Genomic DNA, 16,778 nt, shown 5'->3' with positions numbered 1-16,778 from the left:
CCCTCTTTTAGCTGGTTTACACCAGTGCTAATTTCGCTTTTTCGACTAATGCACTAAAGGCAATTTTGTCAAATACGGCGATATCAGCCAAAATCTTACGATCAATTTCAACAGAGGCTTTTTTCAAGCCATTGATAAACTTACTGTAAGACAAACCATTCTGACGGGCTGCTGCATTGATACGTGCAATCCACAGCTGACGGAACTGACGTTTACGCTGACGACGGTCACGGTAAGCATACTGACCAGCTTTGATTACTGCCTGGAAGGCAACACGATAAACACGCGAACGGGCACCATAGTAACCTTTCGCTTGTTTCAATACTTTCTTGTGACGTGCACGGGCAACTACACCACGTTTTACGCGAGCCATATGCTCTCTCCTAATGTCTTATTCTGAATTAAAAAAAGTTACTTATGCGTAAGGTAGGCACGCAACGACCAAGCCCAAATCTCCTTTGGAGACCAGACCTTTCGGACGCAGATGACGTTTACGTTTAGTCGCCTTTTTGGTCAGAATATGACGCAGGTTAGCATGCTTACGCTTAAAACCACCGTTAGCGGTTTTTTTGAAGCGTTTAGCGGCGCCACGTACTGTTTTAATCTTTGGCATTATTATTTCCACTTCGCATTGTTAATTAACAACGAACCAGATAAGGCGAACAAAGCGCGCCACATAAAAGTAGCGCGGATATGTTACTTGAATGCCTTACTGTTTCTTCTTCGGTGCAAGCACCATAATCATCTGGCGGCCCTCGATCTTCGTCGGGAAGGACTCAACAACTGCCAGTTCACTCAGATCGTCACGAACGCGATTAAGCATTTCGATACCAATCTGTTGGTGTGCCATTTCACGTCCACGAAAACGTAGTGTTATTTTGGCTTTATCACCATCTTCCAGAAAGCGAATCAGGTTGCGTAGTTTGACCTGATAGTCGCCATCATCGGTACCAGGTCGGAATTTGATTTCCTTGACCTGAATAACTTTTTGCTTCTTCTTCTGCTCTTTAGTGGCCTTACTCTTCTCATAGAGGAACTTGCCGTAATCCATGATTCGGCAAACCGGCGGCTCGGCGTTCGGACTGATTTCTACTAAATCGACACCTGCTTCCTCGGCTTTTTCTAACGCTTCATTCAGGCTGACAATACCAAGCTGTTCGCCATCAATACCCGTTAGACGTACCTCGTGTGCGCGAATTTCTCTGTTGATGCGATTAGGACGCGCCGGTTGAACTCGTTTTCCGCCTTTAATACTTTATTCCTCCAATTGATGAAGACTACGGCTGCGAATCTCTTCCTGCAGCTTACTGATCACTTCACGGACATCCAGGCTCCCCAAATCCTTACCACGACGAGTACGGACTGCAACTTTACCTGCTTCAACTTCTTTGTCGCCGCAGACAAGCATATAAGGAACACGCCGCAAAGTGTGCTCGCGGATTTTAAAGCCTATCTTCTCATTTCTCAAGTCTGCTTTGACGCGAATTCCTGCTTCCTGCAGTTTTCTGGTTAATTCGCTGACATAATCAGACTGATTGTCGGTGATATTCATAATCACCACCTGTACCGGAGCTAACCATGTTGGGAAAAAGCCTGCGTATTCCTCTGTAAGAATACCGATAAATCGCTCCATAGATCCCAGTATAGCCCGGTGAATCATTACTGGTACCTGACGTTCATTACTTTCTCCGACATAAGAAGCATTCAAACGGCCAGGTAATGAAAAGTCGAGCTGCACCGTACCACACTGCCAGGCACGATCCAAACAATCATGCAGAGTGAATTCGATCTTTGGACCGTAAAACGCCCCCTCTCCCGGCTGGAACTCAAACGGAATACTATTTTCCGCCAACGCTGCGGCTAAGTCATCCTCAGCACGGGTCCACATCTCATCGGTACCAATACGTTTCTCAGGACGAGTAGAAAGTTTCACTACAATCTTATCGAAACCAAAAGTGCTGTACATGTCATAAACCATTTTTATACAGCTATTTACTTCACTACGAACCTGATCCTCAGTACAAAAAATATGTGCATCATCCTGCGTGAAACCGCGAACCCGCATTAACCCATGCAGCGAACCTGATGGTTCATTACGGTGACAACTACCAAATTCGGCCATACGCAATGGCAAATCACGATAAGATTTGAGACCCTGATTAAAAATTTGCACATGCCCCGGGCAGTTCATCGGTTTAATGCAATATTCACGGTTCTCAGAAGACGTCGTAAACATGTGTTCTGCATAATTTTCCCAATGCCCTGTTTTTTCCCACAGAACACGATCCATCATAAATGGGCCTTTTACTTCCTGATACTGGTACTCTTTGAGCTTCATACGAACAAAGACTTCAAGCTCACGGAAAATTGTCCAGCCATCGTTATGCCAGAATACCATACCTGGCGCTTCTTCCTGCATATGGTACAAATCAAGCTGTTTACCGATTTTACGGTGATCACGCTTGGCGGCTTCTTCCATACGTTGCAAATAAGCACTTAACTGCTTTTTATCCGCCCATGCTGTGCCATAAATGCGTTGCAACATTTTATTTTTGCTGTCACCCCGCCAGTAAGCACCTGACGTTTTCTGTAATTTGAAATGGTGACAAAACCGCATATTCGGTACATGCGGACCACGGCACATATCGATATATTCTTCATGATGATACAGACCAGGATGGTCGTCATGGCTGATATTTTCATCAAGGATAGCGACCTTATAGACTTCTCCGCGGGTCATAAATGTATCGCGCGCTTCCTGCCAGCTCACTTTTTTCTTGATGACATCGTAATCTTTGCTGGCCAGCTCGTGCATACGCTTTTCAAGCAGGTCAATATCTTCCTGAGTCAGCATGTGATCCAAATCGATATCATAGTAAAAACCATGATCAATCACCGGACCGATCGCCATTTTGGTGTCTGGCCATAATTGTTTAATAGCATGGCCTAACAAATGTGCACAGGAGTGACGGATAATCTCTAGACCGGCGTCATCTTTAGCGGTGATGATCGCCAGTTCGACATCCGATTCCATCGGATCGGTTGCATCGATCAATTCGCCATTTACTCGGCCGGCAATACAAGCTTTAGCCAGACCTGGACCAATATCCATGGCAACATCAAGAGGAGAAACTGCGCGGTCGTAATGGCGTTGACTACCATCAGGAAGTGTAATAACAGGCATGATAATTCCCTTATTTGCAGTGGTGACCCACACGCAAGATCACATACAAAAGATAATTGTGTTTTATTTCAGTGAGTGAGAACTTTATTTAACCCACAATTGTTAAATATGTCCCAAACGGTTAATCCAGGAGATTACTATGGCTCGTCTAATTGGTTTGAAACAACCAGTAAACTCACCCCGTAACTCGACGGCGTAGAGTAGCATTATGCAGAGACGCATTCCACCCACTATGGGCAAATATACTGCCATAACAGGCAATTATTCATGCTTATCTCTAACAGACTCCATTTCATTCATCATCAAATACAAGAGCAACCCATACGATACATCCTCTAATCAATCAGGTCAGAATGCCAGTTCTCGGGATTCTACTTAAGCAAGCGCTTGTATGTTCTAACTGACATGTCATCGTTCTACTTTTCGCTGGGTTTGTATGAAAATTAGGGATAGTAATGCTCTATAGCCCACCCCCAGCGTCCCATATCAACGTTCCGGGATCACATCTTTGAAATAAATATCTTCATCAGCATGATACTCTGAATCCGACGGAGTATTGCCTTGATCTCTGCCTACAGCCTTCACCAATGTCTGCAACAGATCAGATTGCAGCTTCTGTTGTTCCACGATTTCCTGTAGCAATCTAATTTGTTCATTAGCTCGAACACTGATCCGATTAATAAAAAACCAGATGAACATAATCAACAACATGACCAAAACAACAAAAATACCTCCTAACGAGCTTGAAGCTACTTCACTCATGTCGAACCCTATTAACATCGGCTGATTAAAGCGAGTACTGTAGCACCGAGTCTCGGGTAAATTCGACCCCGAATTATGCTGTCCATACAATTACAGATAGATATGCTGCGATATATGATCGTTTTTAATGGCAGTAAAAAGCCTGTCACCAAGACAGGCTAATCTAAGTCAAACCCAGATTCAGAATGGGTAATCGTGATACCCCATCTGTTCAGAAATATTGCGAGCGGCGGTATGCAGCATCGCTACATACTCTTGCTTATTGTCTTCAGAAAAGCGGATAGTGGGGAACGATACGCTCAAACCCGCGATAACCACGCCAAAACGGTCAAAGACAGGAACAGCAATACAACGCAACCCTTCTTCCTGTTCTTCATTATCCTCGCCATACCCTTGGCTGTGGACCAGGTCAAGCTGAGGTAACAGCTCCTCAGCACTGCAAAGTGTACGCGGTGTACTGCGTTTGAACTCTACCAGTTTCAGGATTTCTTTTACTTCCTCACGGTCACGCCAAGCCAGTAAAACCTTACCAATTGCAGTACTGTGTAATGGATTACGGCGGCCAATACGCGAATACATCCGCAAGTTATACATAGAGTCGATTTTATGGATATAGACGATACTGTCTTCATCCAACGCTCCCAAATGAATAGTTTCCCGCGTGAGTGCGGAAAGTTCCCTCATCTGAATATCAGCACTGCGGATCAAATCGACATTTTGTAGTGCCTTCGCTCCTAGTTCAAACAATTTTAACGTAAGTGAGTATTTTTCCGACTCACCTTCCTGAGCAACATAGCCTAAAGACTTCATCGTTTGTAGGAAACGATAAACTGTACTTTTAGACATCATGACACGCTGTGAAAGCTCAGTGATACCAATTTCACGCTCTTCGCCTAACGCCTGCAAGATACCAAAAACCTTCAAGACAGACGACACGGAATCGGGTTGTTTATCTAAATCTGCAATAGCCATTTTGGTGGTTACCCTACTCAGTTTTTTTTGTTTTTAAAAAAATAGAACAATGGTTTTAGTATAAAGGGAACACTTTGAGTATGGCAATGGAACAATCATCTATAATCGACACTATCAATAAGTTGTTGGTTATAAGCGTTGCCTCCCTGATATTTACCCAACATCAAAAAGTTAGAAACCACGCCTGATTGCACGTGGTTTCTTGAAGCATTATTGCCAGACAGAGTCTGGCACTTTCGCCAGATATAACGCTGGCATACCATCCATATCAGATGTAAACAAAATTTGTTTATTATCCGGTGTAAAAGATGGATGCGGATGTGTTACCTGGCGGTCTCCCTCCAGAACGTCCCAGGAGGTGTTATGTTGAGCGACCCGATGTTGTTTACCCGTTTTCATATTAAATACATACAAAAAAGGATCATTTTCAATCTTATAACCACCATCATCCTTCACATCTACTGGCGCATTGGAGCCATCACCCACCATTAACGTACCGTCATAGTTACTCATCAAATGTGAGCAGGCTGGCATTTCCATCAATTGCCGGTTTTCTAATGTTACAGGGTCAATACTACAAATAAAACGATTCGTACTGCCTTTCATATAAGAGACATAAACAAGGGCGGAACCATCTGGAACCCAGAATTCATGAGTACAACTTTCACCCGGCGCATGCTCTTTTACCTTCCGCATGTTGCTACCGTCTTCATTAATGAACCACATACGGGAATCGACCAGATCATGCGGTCCCTCATGGCAGAAGGCAACGGTATTATCATCGCCAGGACGATAGATTGGATGTCCAAGCCATTGGTTTTCTTTAAGAATGGTTTTGGCCTCACCCGTCTGTAAGTCTACACAAATCAAGCGGCAACATGGATTAGTGAAATAAAACTCCTGAAACTTTTTCCAATCAGTAAGTGGTTTCCAGTCCTCTTTTTTAATTTCAATCCCCACCATCTTACTACAATCAGAATTAGCCACCCAAGTACCGTATCCAACCCAATCATCCGGAACCTGATAAATGGTTGTTTCTTCTAGTGTTTCCAAATCCACGCGCATCAAGTTACGTGTTTTTTTTACGTAATAGAGTGCATCATCTTTCGGCGATAGAAATCCTCCGAACGTATTATCACCCGTCCCTTCTGTTAGCTGTGTTGCCTGTTGTTTTTTAAGATCCAGTAAATAATAGTTCCACGAACCGTCAAAAGCGCCACCAAACAACAAGTTACTTCCATCATTACTGAAACATTTCTGATAAAAATAATTGCGGTGACAGATGACATCGGGAGGAGTGAGACGTACAACGTCAGTACCAGTTGCTGGATCCTGGTAGGTATGAAACGTGAAAGGAAGCTTATTACCTTTAGCCATCTGTAAATCCTTAGGGCTTATCATGAAGAATCTGATGTCGTCTGAGAACTGTGTTGCAACGTAGCTCAAACAGTTCATCTGTAATATTGATATTGTAGAAACGACGTTTCATTTTTCTGTGATCATGGTTTTATTTTATGAAATATTTCAGATGTTTTCACTCACTGTTTGAGTTGAGGCAAGATTATTTTATCCAGGACTAGAAAATAGATAGTGTTGTCATGGCCCTTGTTCTTCAAAAAAAGGCCCCTTTCGGAGCCTTTATCGACAAACCAGAGACGCTAGTTATTTCAGGTATGAGCCATTACGAAGTGCTTCGATGCGCTTATCCAGTGGCGGATGAGACATAAACAGTTCACTAAATGATTTAGACTTACCATTAATACAAAACGCCATCATACTGCTCTCTTCCTGTGGCTCGTAACTGGTTTTCAGACGCTGTAAAGCAGCAATCATTTTTTCCCGACCTACTAACGTGGCTGAACCTGCATCGGCGTGAAACTCACGATAACGAGAAAACCACATCGTGATAATACTGGCCAAAATGCCAAACAGCAGTTCCAAGACCGTCGCGACCGCAAAATAAACCAGTGGATTTCCACCACTGCCCTCCTCACCATCATCTCTGTTACCTGAAAGGAAACCAGAAACCACTTGGGCAAGAAGCCGTGAGATAAAGATAACAAAGGTGTTAACTACTCCCTGAATCAACGTCATGGTAACCATATCCCCATTGGCAACATGACTGATTTCATGGGCGATAACAGCTTGAGCCTCATCACGGCTCATATTCTGCAACAGGCCACTGCTGACAGCGACCAAAGAAGCATCACGACGAGCACCCGTTGCAAAAGCATTGATATCAGGAGAATGGTAAACAGCAACCTGCGGCATAGTAATGCCTACTTGCTGTGATAGTTCTCTAACGGTGGTAAGCAGCCAGCGTTCTGTTTCATTACGTGGTTGTTCAATCACTTCACCGCCGACCGAACGCAATGCCATCCATTTCGACATCAACAGTGAAACAAAAGCACCGCCAAAACCAAACAGTCCGGACATGATCACTAATCCTTGTACACTGCTGGACTGAATTCCTGTCAGGCTGAGCACTAACCCGAATACCAACATCACCGCCAGGTTGGTGATAAGGAAAAGCGCAATACGCATCATATGGTTCTGATTCCCTCACTCAATAAAAACAACACCAGAATGGTGTCTGAAACATTGATATCGTATGGTCTGCCGTAATGTTTTCAAGCATTCTTAACGTTTCAGTTACTAAATACACATAACTTTACATTCTCCTCTACCACATCAGGTAAAAAGGAGGAATTTTTTAGGCACAAATACATTTATCTTTCCCATGCAATACACGTACTGCCACTTTGTACAAAACCATATGGAAGCCAAAAAAGAATCAATAAATGCCGGGATAGTAGTAAGGAGCGATATGATTTTTAATGCGGATATAAACATTATTTGCAAGTATGTTCTGGTTATTTTTTAATTGGGTTGCTCAAAAAGCGCCCCTTCATTAAGCAAAAAGGCAACTGATTAAAAATCATCACTCTACCAAAAATGGTTGATTTTAAGACAGTGCCTTTTCGCTGTGGTCCTCAATTACACTATGTCAGATTCCTTACCTAATCCAAGTAATTCCTCAAACTCAACAGCAGGTATAGGACGCCCAAACAGATATCCCTGAGCCTGTTCACACCCTTTATTTCTTAATCGCTCATACTGTTCCTGCGTTTCAACGCCTTCAGCAATAACATTCAGACCAAAACTTTTGCCAAGGTAAAGAATAGCGCGAACGATTGCCGCATCAGGGGGAGAATCACACATGGCAAGAACAAAAGTCTGGTCAATTTTGAGCCGAGTTACCGGATAATTCTTCAACATACTTAACGAGGCATATCCGGTACCGTAATCATCAAATGCGATACCAACGCCTTTGTCACGAAGCTCGTTTAAAAGCCGCAACATATTCTCATCATGCCGAAGAATGATATTTTCAGTGATTTCAAGCTCCAGAGCGTCCGGGGGTAGTCCAGTGAGGGACAATACCGACTTTATCTTTTGTGCCAGCATTCCAGAACGGAATTGAGCGGCAAACAGATTAACACTGATGCGAAAATCTTTGGCACCGGCATTGCGCCAATCTGCAGCCTGCCAGCAAGCTGTTTGTAAAACCCAGTCACCAATACGCTCGGCCCATGGACCTCGTTCCAATGCTGCAATGAAAGCAGCAGGACTCAGTAATCCTTTATAAGGATGTCGCCAGCGTAGCAGTGCCTCAGCGCCAACAATCCGATTATCAATCAGGCTGACCTGCGGTTGATAAAATACCTCAAATTCACTCTGTTCATATGCACGAATAAATTCCAGTTGGAAAGCATGCTTGGCTTGAAAAACTTCCCTTAACTCACGAGTGAAGAAACGGTAACAGTTACGCCCCTCTGCCTTAGCCTGGTATAACGCCAAATCAGCACTGGTTAACAGATCCTGCACCGATACTCCGTTGGACGGGTGCATTACCAAGCCAATGCTGGCACTGGTATTGATCTGCTTATCCTCGATAATAATAGCCTGAGAAATATCATAGATAATCCGTTCAGCAATATTTGCTGCCAGTCGGGGATCATCAAGTCGAGGCAGCAGCAAAGCAAATTCATCTCCGCCCATGCGCGCTACAAGATCATCGCTACGGACACTGGCCTGCAACTTTTTTGCTACACTGATAAGAATTTCATCCCCACTGGGGTGGCCTAAACTATCGTTAATATATTTAAAACCATCCAGATCGATTATCATCACGCACACGGAGGAACCGACCTTTACTACTTGCTCTAAAGTCGATGTCAGTAACGTCCGGTTGGCAAGCCCTGTGAGCGGATCACGATGAGCTTGAAGAAATAACCGTTCTTCATAACGCCGGCGCTCCATCACATCTCGCAAAATGGCGCAGTAACTGACAGTATTATTCTCTTTCCACCTAGACACGGAAATTTCGATCGAAAGTAGCGCACCGCTCATGGTCCGGGCTTCACGTTTAATGCCACTGCCTTTGAGCTGCGCCGTGCTGTCCATAGAAAGATGATGAAGCTGAACCACAAACATATCAGGTACCACTGTGCTGATGTGCTGGCCAACTATCTGTTCTCTGGTATATTCCAGCATTTTTTCAGCCGATTCATTCCAGAAGGTGATAATCCCTTTCTCATCAACACACAAAACGGTGTCTGGTGATGTTTTTGCAATATGTTCAAAACGTATCTGATTATCCTTCCTGGCCAATCGAAGCCGCCGCGTTTCCAACTTATCCATAACTAATGCAGCCAAATCCTGCAAGTTATGAGCATCTCTTGCGCTGAACGATGTTCGCGGTTTCTGGTCGATAATGCTAAGCGCACCAATAGCATAACCAGTGGGCGTTCGCAGCGGAATCCCAGCATAGAACCTGATGTGGGGTTTTCCGATCACTAAAGGACTATTTTTAAAACGGGAATCTTTGCGAGCATCAGAAATAACCATAATCCTTTTTCTGAGGATCGTATGGGTACAAAATGAAATTTCACGTGGCGTCTCACAAGTTGAAACCCCTGTGCCGACCGCAATGAGTTGACGCCCTCCTTCCAGAAGAGAAACTAATACGATAGGAACATTAAAAACATTTGCCGCCAGGTTAGTCAGATTATTAAAACCAGAATCAGACAAAGGACAATTGATACCATACTCACTCAACGCCGCAAGTCGGTTTTGTTCATCTTTATTTACTGGGGCTCGACTCATGGGGTTCCCCTTACATTATCCATTGTTTCAGCTGTCAAAATTTGTAGCTAGTTGCCATAGAACTTAGTGCCGTTTCTTTTTGATCGCACAAAAACAGATTATCGATGGAGAAAACCACCGATCTGTTGATTAGTGATAATACGATAATTGTCTACTATCTTTTTTTGCCTGTTTACCCTGTTGAAATGGTTACATCACTCAATACGATTGCCAAACAGTGTTTAACACAATAGCAAAATGCAGGCATTGAGAAAGCATTATGATAAAAAATTTTGCGCTGTTCTTACACCCTTGAGATCAGTAATCAATGAATAAATACATTAAGTTACCTAAGTAAATTACTTTATGTTACAACGGGAAATGCCAAGATTTGTAGAAAATAAAGGATTAAAAATTATCATTTCTGTACATAGATAATAGTACATCTAATACTCATCAGCGAAATAGCAGACTCACCACGACAGCTAAATTAAGAACATTGTGGTGAAAAAACAGCTCGTTGTCATTAATCTTCACGCTACTGGTGAACGTGGACACTATTCAATATTAATTGGGGAAAAACACGGCGTTACATACTCAGAGAGAACACTTCCTAACATGAGAAACATGGACTCGATCAGCACAAATAAGAGGGAAAAATCTCATTAGATGGACGTAAATGCTGATTCAAAACCTATAAGTTGTAATAAAGAACCTCACGAAACTCAAGTGTCGTGAGGTTCAAAATATAATTTCTTACATATTGTCAATAATATCTTGCGCAAACTCACTGCATTTACGCAATGTCGCACCATCCATCAGACGTTCAAAATCGTAAGTTACAGTTTTATTTTTAATCGCCCCTTCCATACCTTGAACAATCAGGTCAGCAGCTTCAAACCATTCCATATGGCGTAACATCATCTCTGCAGACAAGATAATAGAACCAGGGTTGACTTTATCCTGACCTGCATATTTTGGTGCAGTGCCATGAGTAGCTTCAAATAGTGCACACTCATCACCAATGTTGGCGCCCGGGGCAATACCGATACCACCAACCTGCGCGGCCAAGGCATCTGAAATGTAGTCACCATTCAGGTTCATACAAGCGATTACATCATATTCAGCCGGACGCAGTAAAATTTGTTGCAGGAACGCATCGGCAATAACATCTTTAACAACAATATCTTTACCCGTTTTCGGATTCTTGATTTTTACCCATGGCCCACCATCAATCAGTTCACCGCCAAACTCTTCGCGAGCAAGCTGATATCCCCAATCTTTAAAGGCCCCTTCAGTAAACTTCATGATATTGCCTTTATGCACCAGCGTGAGGGAATCGCGGTCATTCGTGATGGCATATTCAATCGCTGCGCGTACCAGGCGTTTGGTCCCTTCTTCAGAGCACGGCTTCACACCAATGCCACACTGCTGTGGGAAGCGGATTTTAGTAACGCCCATCTCTTCACGCAGGAATGTAATCACTTTATCTGCTTCAGCAGTACCTGCTTTCCACTCAATGCCTGCATAGATATCTTCTGCGTTTTCACGAAAGATCACCATGTCAGTCAGTTCCGGATGTTTTACCGGGCTTGGTGTCCCCTCGTAATAACGAACCGGGCGCAGACAAATATAAAGATCCAGTTGCTGGCGTAGCGCTACGTTTAAAGAGCGAATACCGCCACCGACTGGTGTCGTCAGAGGGCCTTTAATCGCTACACGATATTCACGAATCAAATCCAGCGTCTCTTCTGGTAACCAGACATCTTTACCGTAAACTTGTGTTGATTTTTCACCGGTATAGATTTCCATCCAGGAAATAGCGCGTTTTCCCTGATAAGCTTTTTTTACTGCAGCATTAACAACATGAATCATGGCAGGCGTAACATCGACACCAATACCGTCCCCTTCGATGAACGGAATAACCGGGTTATCAGGAACCACCAATTTACCCTGACTATCAACTGTGATTTTCTGACCTTCTGCCGGTACAACTACTTTGCTTTCCATTAACCTCTCCTTCGAGCGCAATTTTGTTAATGAGTTGTAAGATGTATGCCGATACTACTTGAATATTCAGCTCACGCCAATCGCAAACCATTTCGAGTATAATGTTTTTGTCATTCGCAACCAGTAAGAAGATGAATAAATTCTCTGTTAGAAATCACAAGCTTAAACGTTTCAGCTCACGGTCATTCAAAAAAGACACACCTGCATCCCAGCTGCGTCGTATTGTGCTGTTTAATAAACCTTTCGATGTACTATCACAGTTCACAGATGAGGCCGGACGAACAACACTGAAGGACTATATACCATTCAGTGACATCTATGCGGCAGGGCGTTTGGACCGCGATAGCGAAGGGCTGATGATCCTGACCAACGATGGTGTTCTTCAGGCCCGCCTGACACAGCCCGGAAAACGAACACCTAAAATCTATTATGCACAGGTTGAAGGTATCCCTGATAACACTGCACTCGCGCAGTTTAAAGCTGGTCTGGCATTAAAAGACGGACGTACGCTGCCAGCAGACGTCGAGATAGTTCCTGAACCAGAATGGTTATGGCCCAGAATGCCCCCTATTCGCGATCGGAAATCTATCCCGGTGTGTTGGCTAAAAGTTACTTTGTACGAAGGCCGTAATAGACAAGTACGCCGGATGACGGCCCACATAGGTTTTCCTACACTGCGGCTGATACGTTACAGTATGTCGAATCATACCCTGGAGGGACTACTCCCTGGGGCATGGAAAGAGGTAGATAATGTTTAAACCCCACGTTACTGTCGCCTGCGTTGTCCAGGCGGAAAGTCATTTTTTGATAGTGGAAGAAATTATTAACCATAAACGGCTCTGGAATCAGCCAGCCGGGCACCTTGAAGCCGATGAGACATTGATTCAGGCGGCCAGCCGTGAGTTGTGTGAAGAAACTGGCATACGAGCCATGCCACAGGCTTTTCTGCAACTGCACCAATGGATCGCCCCAGACCATACGCCTTTTTTGCGGTTCTGCTTTACTATCGATCTGCCTGAACGTGTTGCGACCATGCCACAAGACAGTGATATTGACTGTTGCCACTGGCTGACCGCAGAAGAAATCATCCATTCAGATCAGTTACGCTCCCCGCTAGTCGCCGAAAGCATCCGTTGTTATCAACGTGGTCTGCGTTACCCACTCGCATTGCTGGAAGCCTTTAACTGGCCATACTAAAGTGGCAGAAGGCGGTGCAGCCCAATAGTCAACATGCTAAAATGCATCACCCGTTTTTTGCCTTAACGCATTATATATTTTTCAGTTTGTGAGACTCTCATGTCAGATAACAGCCAGAAAAAAGTAATTGTCGGTATGTCCGGCGGTGTCGATTCTTCCGTTTCCGCTCACCTGCTTCAACAACAGGGATATCAGGTCGAGGGCCTGTTCATGAAGAACTGGGAGGAAGATGACGACACTGAATACTGTTCTGCCGCTACTGATCTGGCCGATGCACAAGCCGTTTGCGACAAGCTGGGTATCGAATTGCACACAGTAAATTTCGCCGCAGAATACTGGGATAACGTTTTTGAACACTTCTTGGCGGAATATAAAGCGGGACGCACGCCGAACCCCGATATTCTGTGCAACAAGGAGATCAAGTTTAAAGCCTTCCTTGAATTTGCCGCCGAAGATCTGGGCGCCGATTTTATTGCCACTGGGCACTATGTCCGGCGTCAGGATATTAATGGTAAAAGCCGCCTGTTGCGTGGTCTGGATGGCAATAAAGACCAAAGTTATTTTCTTTATACACTCAGTCATCAACAATTGGCGCAAAGCCTGTTTCCGGTCGGTGAACTGGAAAAACCGCAGGTCAGAAAAATTGCCGAACAATTGGATTTAGCGACGGCTAAAAAGAAAGATTCCACTGGCATCTGTTTTATTGGCGAGCGTAAATTCCGCGAATTTCTGGCTCGCTATCTACCAGCTCAACCAGGTGCCATTATCTCGGTTGATGATGGGAAAACGATGGGTGAACATCAAGGGTTGATGTATCACACATTGGGACAGCGCAAAGGCCTGGGTATCGGTGGCGTGAAAGAAGGCGGTGACGATCCGTGGTATGTCGTAGATAAAGACGTCGTGAATAATATTCTGTACGTCGCTCAGGGCCATGAACATCCAAGATTGATGTCTGATGGTCTTATCGCCCAACAATTGCATTGGGTTGACCGCAATCCACTCACCCATGAACTGCACTGTGTGGTCAAAACCCGTTATCGACAGGCTGATATTCCATGCACGGTTATCCCCATCGACGGTGACCGGATTCAGGTTCGCTTTGGCAAGCCAGTCGCTGCCGTCACACCAGGACAATCTGCCGTTTTCTATCAGGATGAAATCTGTCTTGGTGGAGGCATTATCGAAGAGCGTCAGCCCGCTTACAATTAACCGTGTTACTCTTTTCTCATGGTAAAGGATGCCAGATGGTGTCCTTGAGCTTGATAACAAAGCGCACATCGCGGCGATGATAGGAAGATCGTAAAAAAGACACTGCAAGTACCTATTTGCAAGCTCAAGCCGCGCCATCCTTGACGCGGATGCTTTACTCTTCTCTCCCATTATCACCGTTCTGACACCGCACATAAGTTTGACAATGATCTGAAGGTGCCGGATGGCGCCTCTTTACTTATTGCATTAACGTATTCGACAACAATCAGAACTTTTCCCAGTTGTTATCATTAGATACCATTTTTTTCGCTGACGCTGCGCCAGGGAGCGCTATCGGTTGTGATCTGCTGCTTCCTCTCTCTGGTGAACGTTCATCTGACTCCGACATCTGAAAAATAGAAACGATTTCCGTCAAACGTCGTGCCTGTTCTTCAAGTGATGCTGAAGCAGCCGTTGACTGTTCAACCAATGAGGCGTTCTGCTGAGTAACACTATCCATCTCTACAATCGCCTGGCCTACCTGGGAAATACCCTTACTTTGCTCATTGGAGGCGGATGCAATCTCACCCATAATATCGGTCACGCTGGTTACGGCTTTAACGATGTTATCCATTGCATCACCCGCACGAGTGACTTGCGTTGACCCCATGTTCACATTATTGACAGATTCCCCGATAAGTCCTTCTATCTCTTTGGCCGCCTGCGCACTACGCTGTGCCAGACTCCGCACCTCACTGGCAACTACAGCAAATCCCCGCCCCTGTTCTCCAGCTCGCGCAGCCTCCACTGCTGCATTCAACGCCAGAATATTGGTCTGGAAAGCGATACTGTTGATAACGTTAATGATATCGGCAATTTTCTGAGAACTGCTACTAATTGCCCCCATAGTTTTAATCACTTCGCCAACGATATCACCGCCTTCGTGTGCCGTTTTCGACGCATTCTGTGCCAGCACGCTTGCCTGACTGGCATTGTCAGCGTTTTGTTTCACCGCAGCACTGAGTTGCTCCATGCTGCTCGCAGTTTCTTCAAGCGCAGAGGCCTGTTCCTCGGTACGTGAAGACAAGTCGGTATTACCGGAAGAAATTTCACTGGTTCCACGATAAATAGCTTCAGAGCTACCACGGATTTCCGAAACAGTTTTTACCCAGTTATCCTGCATTTGCTGCACATAAGGAACGAGCTGACCGACACAGTTTCTCCCGGTATTTACCATTCTGGTATACAAATTACCGACAGCCAGAACTTGCAGATGCTTTTTAATTAGCTCAAGTGGTTTGATAACATAGGTTGCCAGATAGCGGTCGGTGAGCAGTACAATGATAAAACCGACGATCAGCGCAGCAATCAACATTTGCTGGCATCGGCTCACCCATACAGAAATGCGTTCCTGAGCTTCAGCTTTTAGCTGGAATATAGCCTTGTTGTATTGCTCGATGGCTACTGTAAAATTATTACGCAGTGAAGGAAAAATTTGAGTCAGTTTTTTGGCATCATCAATCCGATTCGCTTTGATGGCATCCGCTAACGGCGTGACACCTTCGGTAAAAAGTTTATAGGAGCTGTTGTAGATTAAACCAATGATCTTAGGATCAATGTTGACATGATCAATAGATTTAAATTGATCAAGCCCTTCTTTTAATTTATCCATCTCTTTTCCAGCCATCATGAGCTGGATATCCGCTAGTGAAGAATTGTCCTTGATTCTTGCGTCTAACGCACTGTAAAGCTGGTTTTGAACACGATAATAATGAGCATTAGCATCATTTATAATATCGCCATTTCCTTGCTGAACATTCGTCAACTGTAACTCTTCAGTCAATTGATCCAGTGAGTAAAGCGCAAATGCTGACACACCTCCCCATAAAATACAAAATAGGATAAGAATCAAAACCATCATAGTTCTTATTTTTATATCTCGAATAAATCTCATAATTCGACCCCTGATAAAACGCGTTACGTATTAACCTCAATGAAATTGAGGTAATCATTGGCTTTTCCGCTGGAACTCGCCCTATGGAGAGTTTTGCATCCGGCTAAGAAATAAAGTTCTATTTTATTATCGGCACGCTGGGGAAAATCTTTGATCATTAATTTGAATCTGCTCAAACTTTTGATATTGATTTCACATGCATCATAACGTCTATTTAAATAACTATTCATATGAAAAAAAATGAATGACGACAGTTAAAAATAAAAAATATGAATAGAAAAAACAAAATACAGTTTTATTTATAATAATTACTGATAGATACCAACAATAATTATTTATTCCATATAACACTTCATGCAG

14 protein-coding genes are annotated in these 16,778 nt (G+C 44.0%); 3 read left to right on the top strand and 11 right to left on the bottom strand.

Annotation, left to right across the window (positions count from 1 at the left end):
* Nucleotides 1–16: 16 nt before the first annotated feature.
* The 10 genes from rplT to icd form a co-directional block, all read right to left on the bottom strand.
* The gene (rplT, locus tag PCO85_10280) at nt 17–373 is read right to left on the bottom strand and encodes a 50S ribosomal protein L20 (GenBank protein ID WJV55735.1); all 357 of its coding nucleotides are present in this window, start codon (nt 371–373) and stop codon (nt 17–19) included.
* A 42-nt stretch (nt 374–415) separates the two neighbouring features.
* The gene (gene rpmI / locus PCO85_10275; protein WJV55734.1) at nt 416–613 is read right to left on the bottom strand and encodes a 50S ribosomal protein L35; all 198 of its coding nucleotides are present in this window, start codon (nt 611–613) and stop codon (nt 416–418) included.
* 96 nt (nt 614–709) lie between these two features.
* Entirely contained in the window at nt 710–1,252 is a 543-nt protein-coding gene (gene infC / locus PCO85_10270) for a translation initiation factor IF-3 (GenBank protein WJV56051.1), read from the bottom strand.
* A 3-nt stretch (nt 1,253–1,255) separates the two neighbouring features.
* Nucleotides 1,256–3,184, bottom strand: coding sequence for a threonine--tRNA ligase (thrS, locus tag PCO85_10265; GenBank protein WJV55733.1), 1,929 nt, complete (start codon nt 3,182–3,184; stop codon nt 1,256–1,258).
* Between the two features lie 486 nt (nt 3,185–3,670).
* On the bottom strand, nt 3,671–3,946 hold the full coding sequence (locus PCO85_10260) for a YebO family protein (GenBank protein ID WJV55732.1): 276 nt from the start codon (nt 3,944–3,946) through the stop codon (nt 3,671–3,673).
* A 180-nt stretch (nt 3,947–4,126) separates the two neighbouring features.
* Entirely contained in the window at nt 4,127–4,918 is a 792-nt protein-coding gene (kdgR, locus tag PCO85_10255) for a DNA-binding transcriptional regulator KdgR (GenBank protein ID WJV55731.1), read from the bottom strand.
* Nucleotides 4,919–5,128: 210 nt separating this feature from the next.
* Nucleotides 5,129–6,295, bottom strand: a complete 1,167-nt coding sequence (locus tag PCO85_10250; protein WJV55730.1) for an oligogalacturonate lyase family protein — start codon at nt 6,293–6,295, stop codon at nt 5,129–5,131.
* 285 nt (nt 6,296–6,580) lie between these two features.
* The gene (htpX, locus tag PCO85_10245) at nt 6,581–7,465 is read right to left on the bottom strand and encodes a protease HtpX (GenBank protein ID WJV55729.1); all 885 of its coding nucleotides are present in this window, start codon (nt 7,463–7,465) and stop codon (nt 6,581–6,583) included.
* A 450-nt stretch (nt 7,466–7,915) separates the two neighbouring features.
* Complete coding sequence (locus PCO85_10240; protein WJV55728.1) at nt 7,916–10,087, bottom strand: EAL domain-containing protein; 2,172 nt, start codon at nt 10,085–10,087, stop codon at nt 7,916–7,918.
* Nucleotides 10,088–10,822: 735 nt separating this feature from the next.
* A complete protein-coding gene (icd, locus tag PCO85_10235; protein WJV55727.1) occupies nt 10,823–12,076 on the bottom strand; it encodes an NADP-dependent isocitrate dehydrogenase in 1,254 nt (417 codons plus the stop codon).
* A 101-nt stretch (nt 12,077–12,177) separates the two neighbouring features.
* On the opposite strand from icd, the gene rluE reads away from it, so the two are divergent.
* The 3 genes from rluE (at nt 12,178) to mnmA (ending at nt 14,485) form a co-directional block, all read left to right on the top strand.
* A complete protein-coding gene (gene rluE / locus PCO85_10230; GenBank protein ID WJV55726.1) occupies nt 12,178–12,834 on the top strand; it encodes a 23S rRNA pseudouridine(2457) synthase RluE in 657 nt (218 codons plus the stop codon).
* On the top strand, nt 12,827–13,273 hold the full coding sequence (locus PCO85_10225; protein WJV55725.1) for an NUDIX hydrolase: 447 nt from the start codon (nt 12,827–12,829) through the stop codon (nt 13,271–13,273). Before rluE ends, PCO85_10225 begins: the two co-directional genes overlap by 8 nt.
* A gap of 99 nt (nt 13,274–13,372) precedes the next feature.
* Nucleotides 13,373–14,485, top strand: a complete 1,113-nt coding sequence (mnmA, locus tag PCO85_10220) for a tRNA 2-thiouridine(34) synthase MnmA (GenBank protein ID WJV55724.1) — start codon at nt 13,373–13,375, stop codon at nt 14,483–14,485.
* A 265-nt stretch (nt 14,486–14,750) separates the two neighbouring features.
* Here mnmA and PCO85_10215 read toward each other — a convergent pair whose 3' ends face one another.
* The gene (locus tag PCO85_10215) at nt 14,751–16,418 is read right to left on the bottom strand and encodes a methyl-accepting chemotaxis protein (GenBank protein ID WJV55723.1); all 1,668 of its coding nucleotides are present in this window, start codon (nt 16,416–16,418) and stop codon (nt 14,751–14,753) included.
* Nucleotides 16,419–16,778 lie beyond the last annotated feature (360 nt).

This window comes from Prodigiosinella aquatilis, from assembly GCA_030388725.1.
In the GTDB taxonomy this organism is placed as follows: Bacteria; Pseudomonadota; Gammaproteobacteria; order Enterobacterales; family Enterobacteriaceae; genus Prodigiosinella; species Prodigiosinella aquatilis.
Note: the sequence above shows the minus strand (reverse complement) of the source record. Positions and strands in the feature narration are given on the sequence as shown.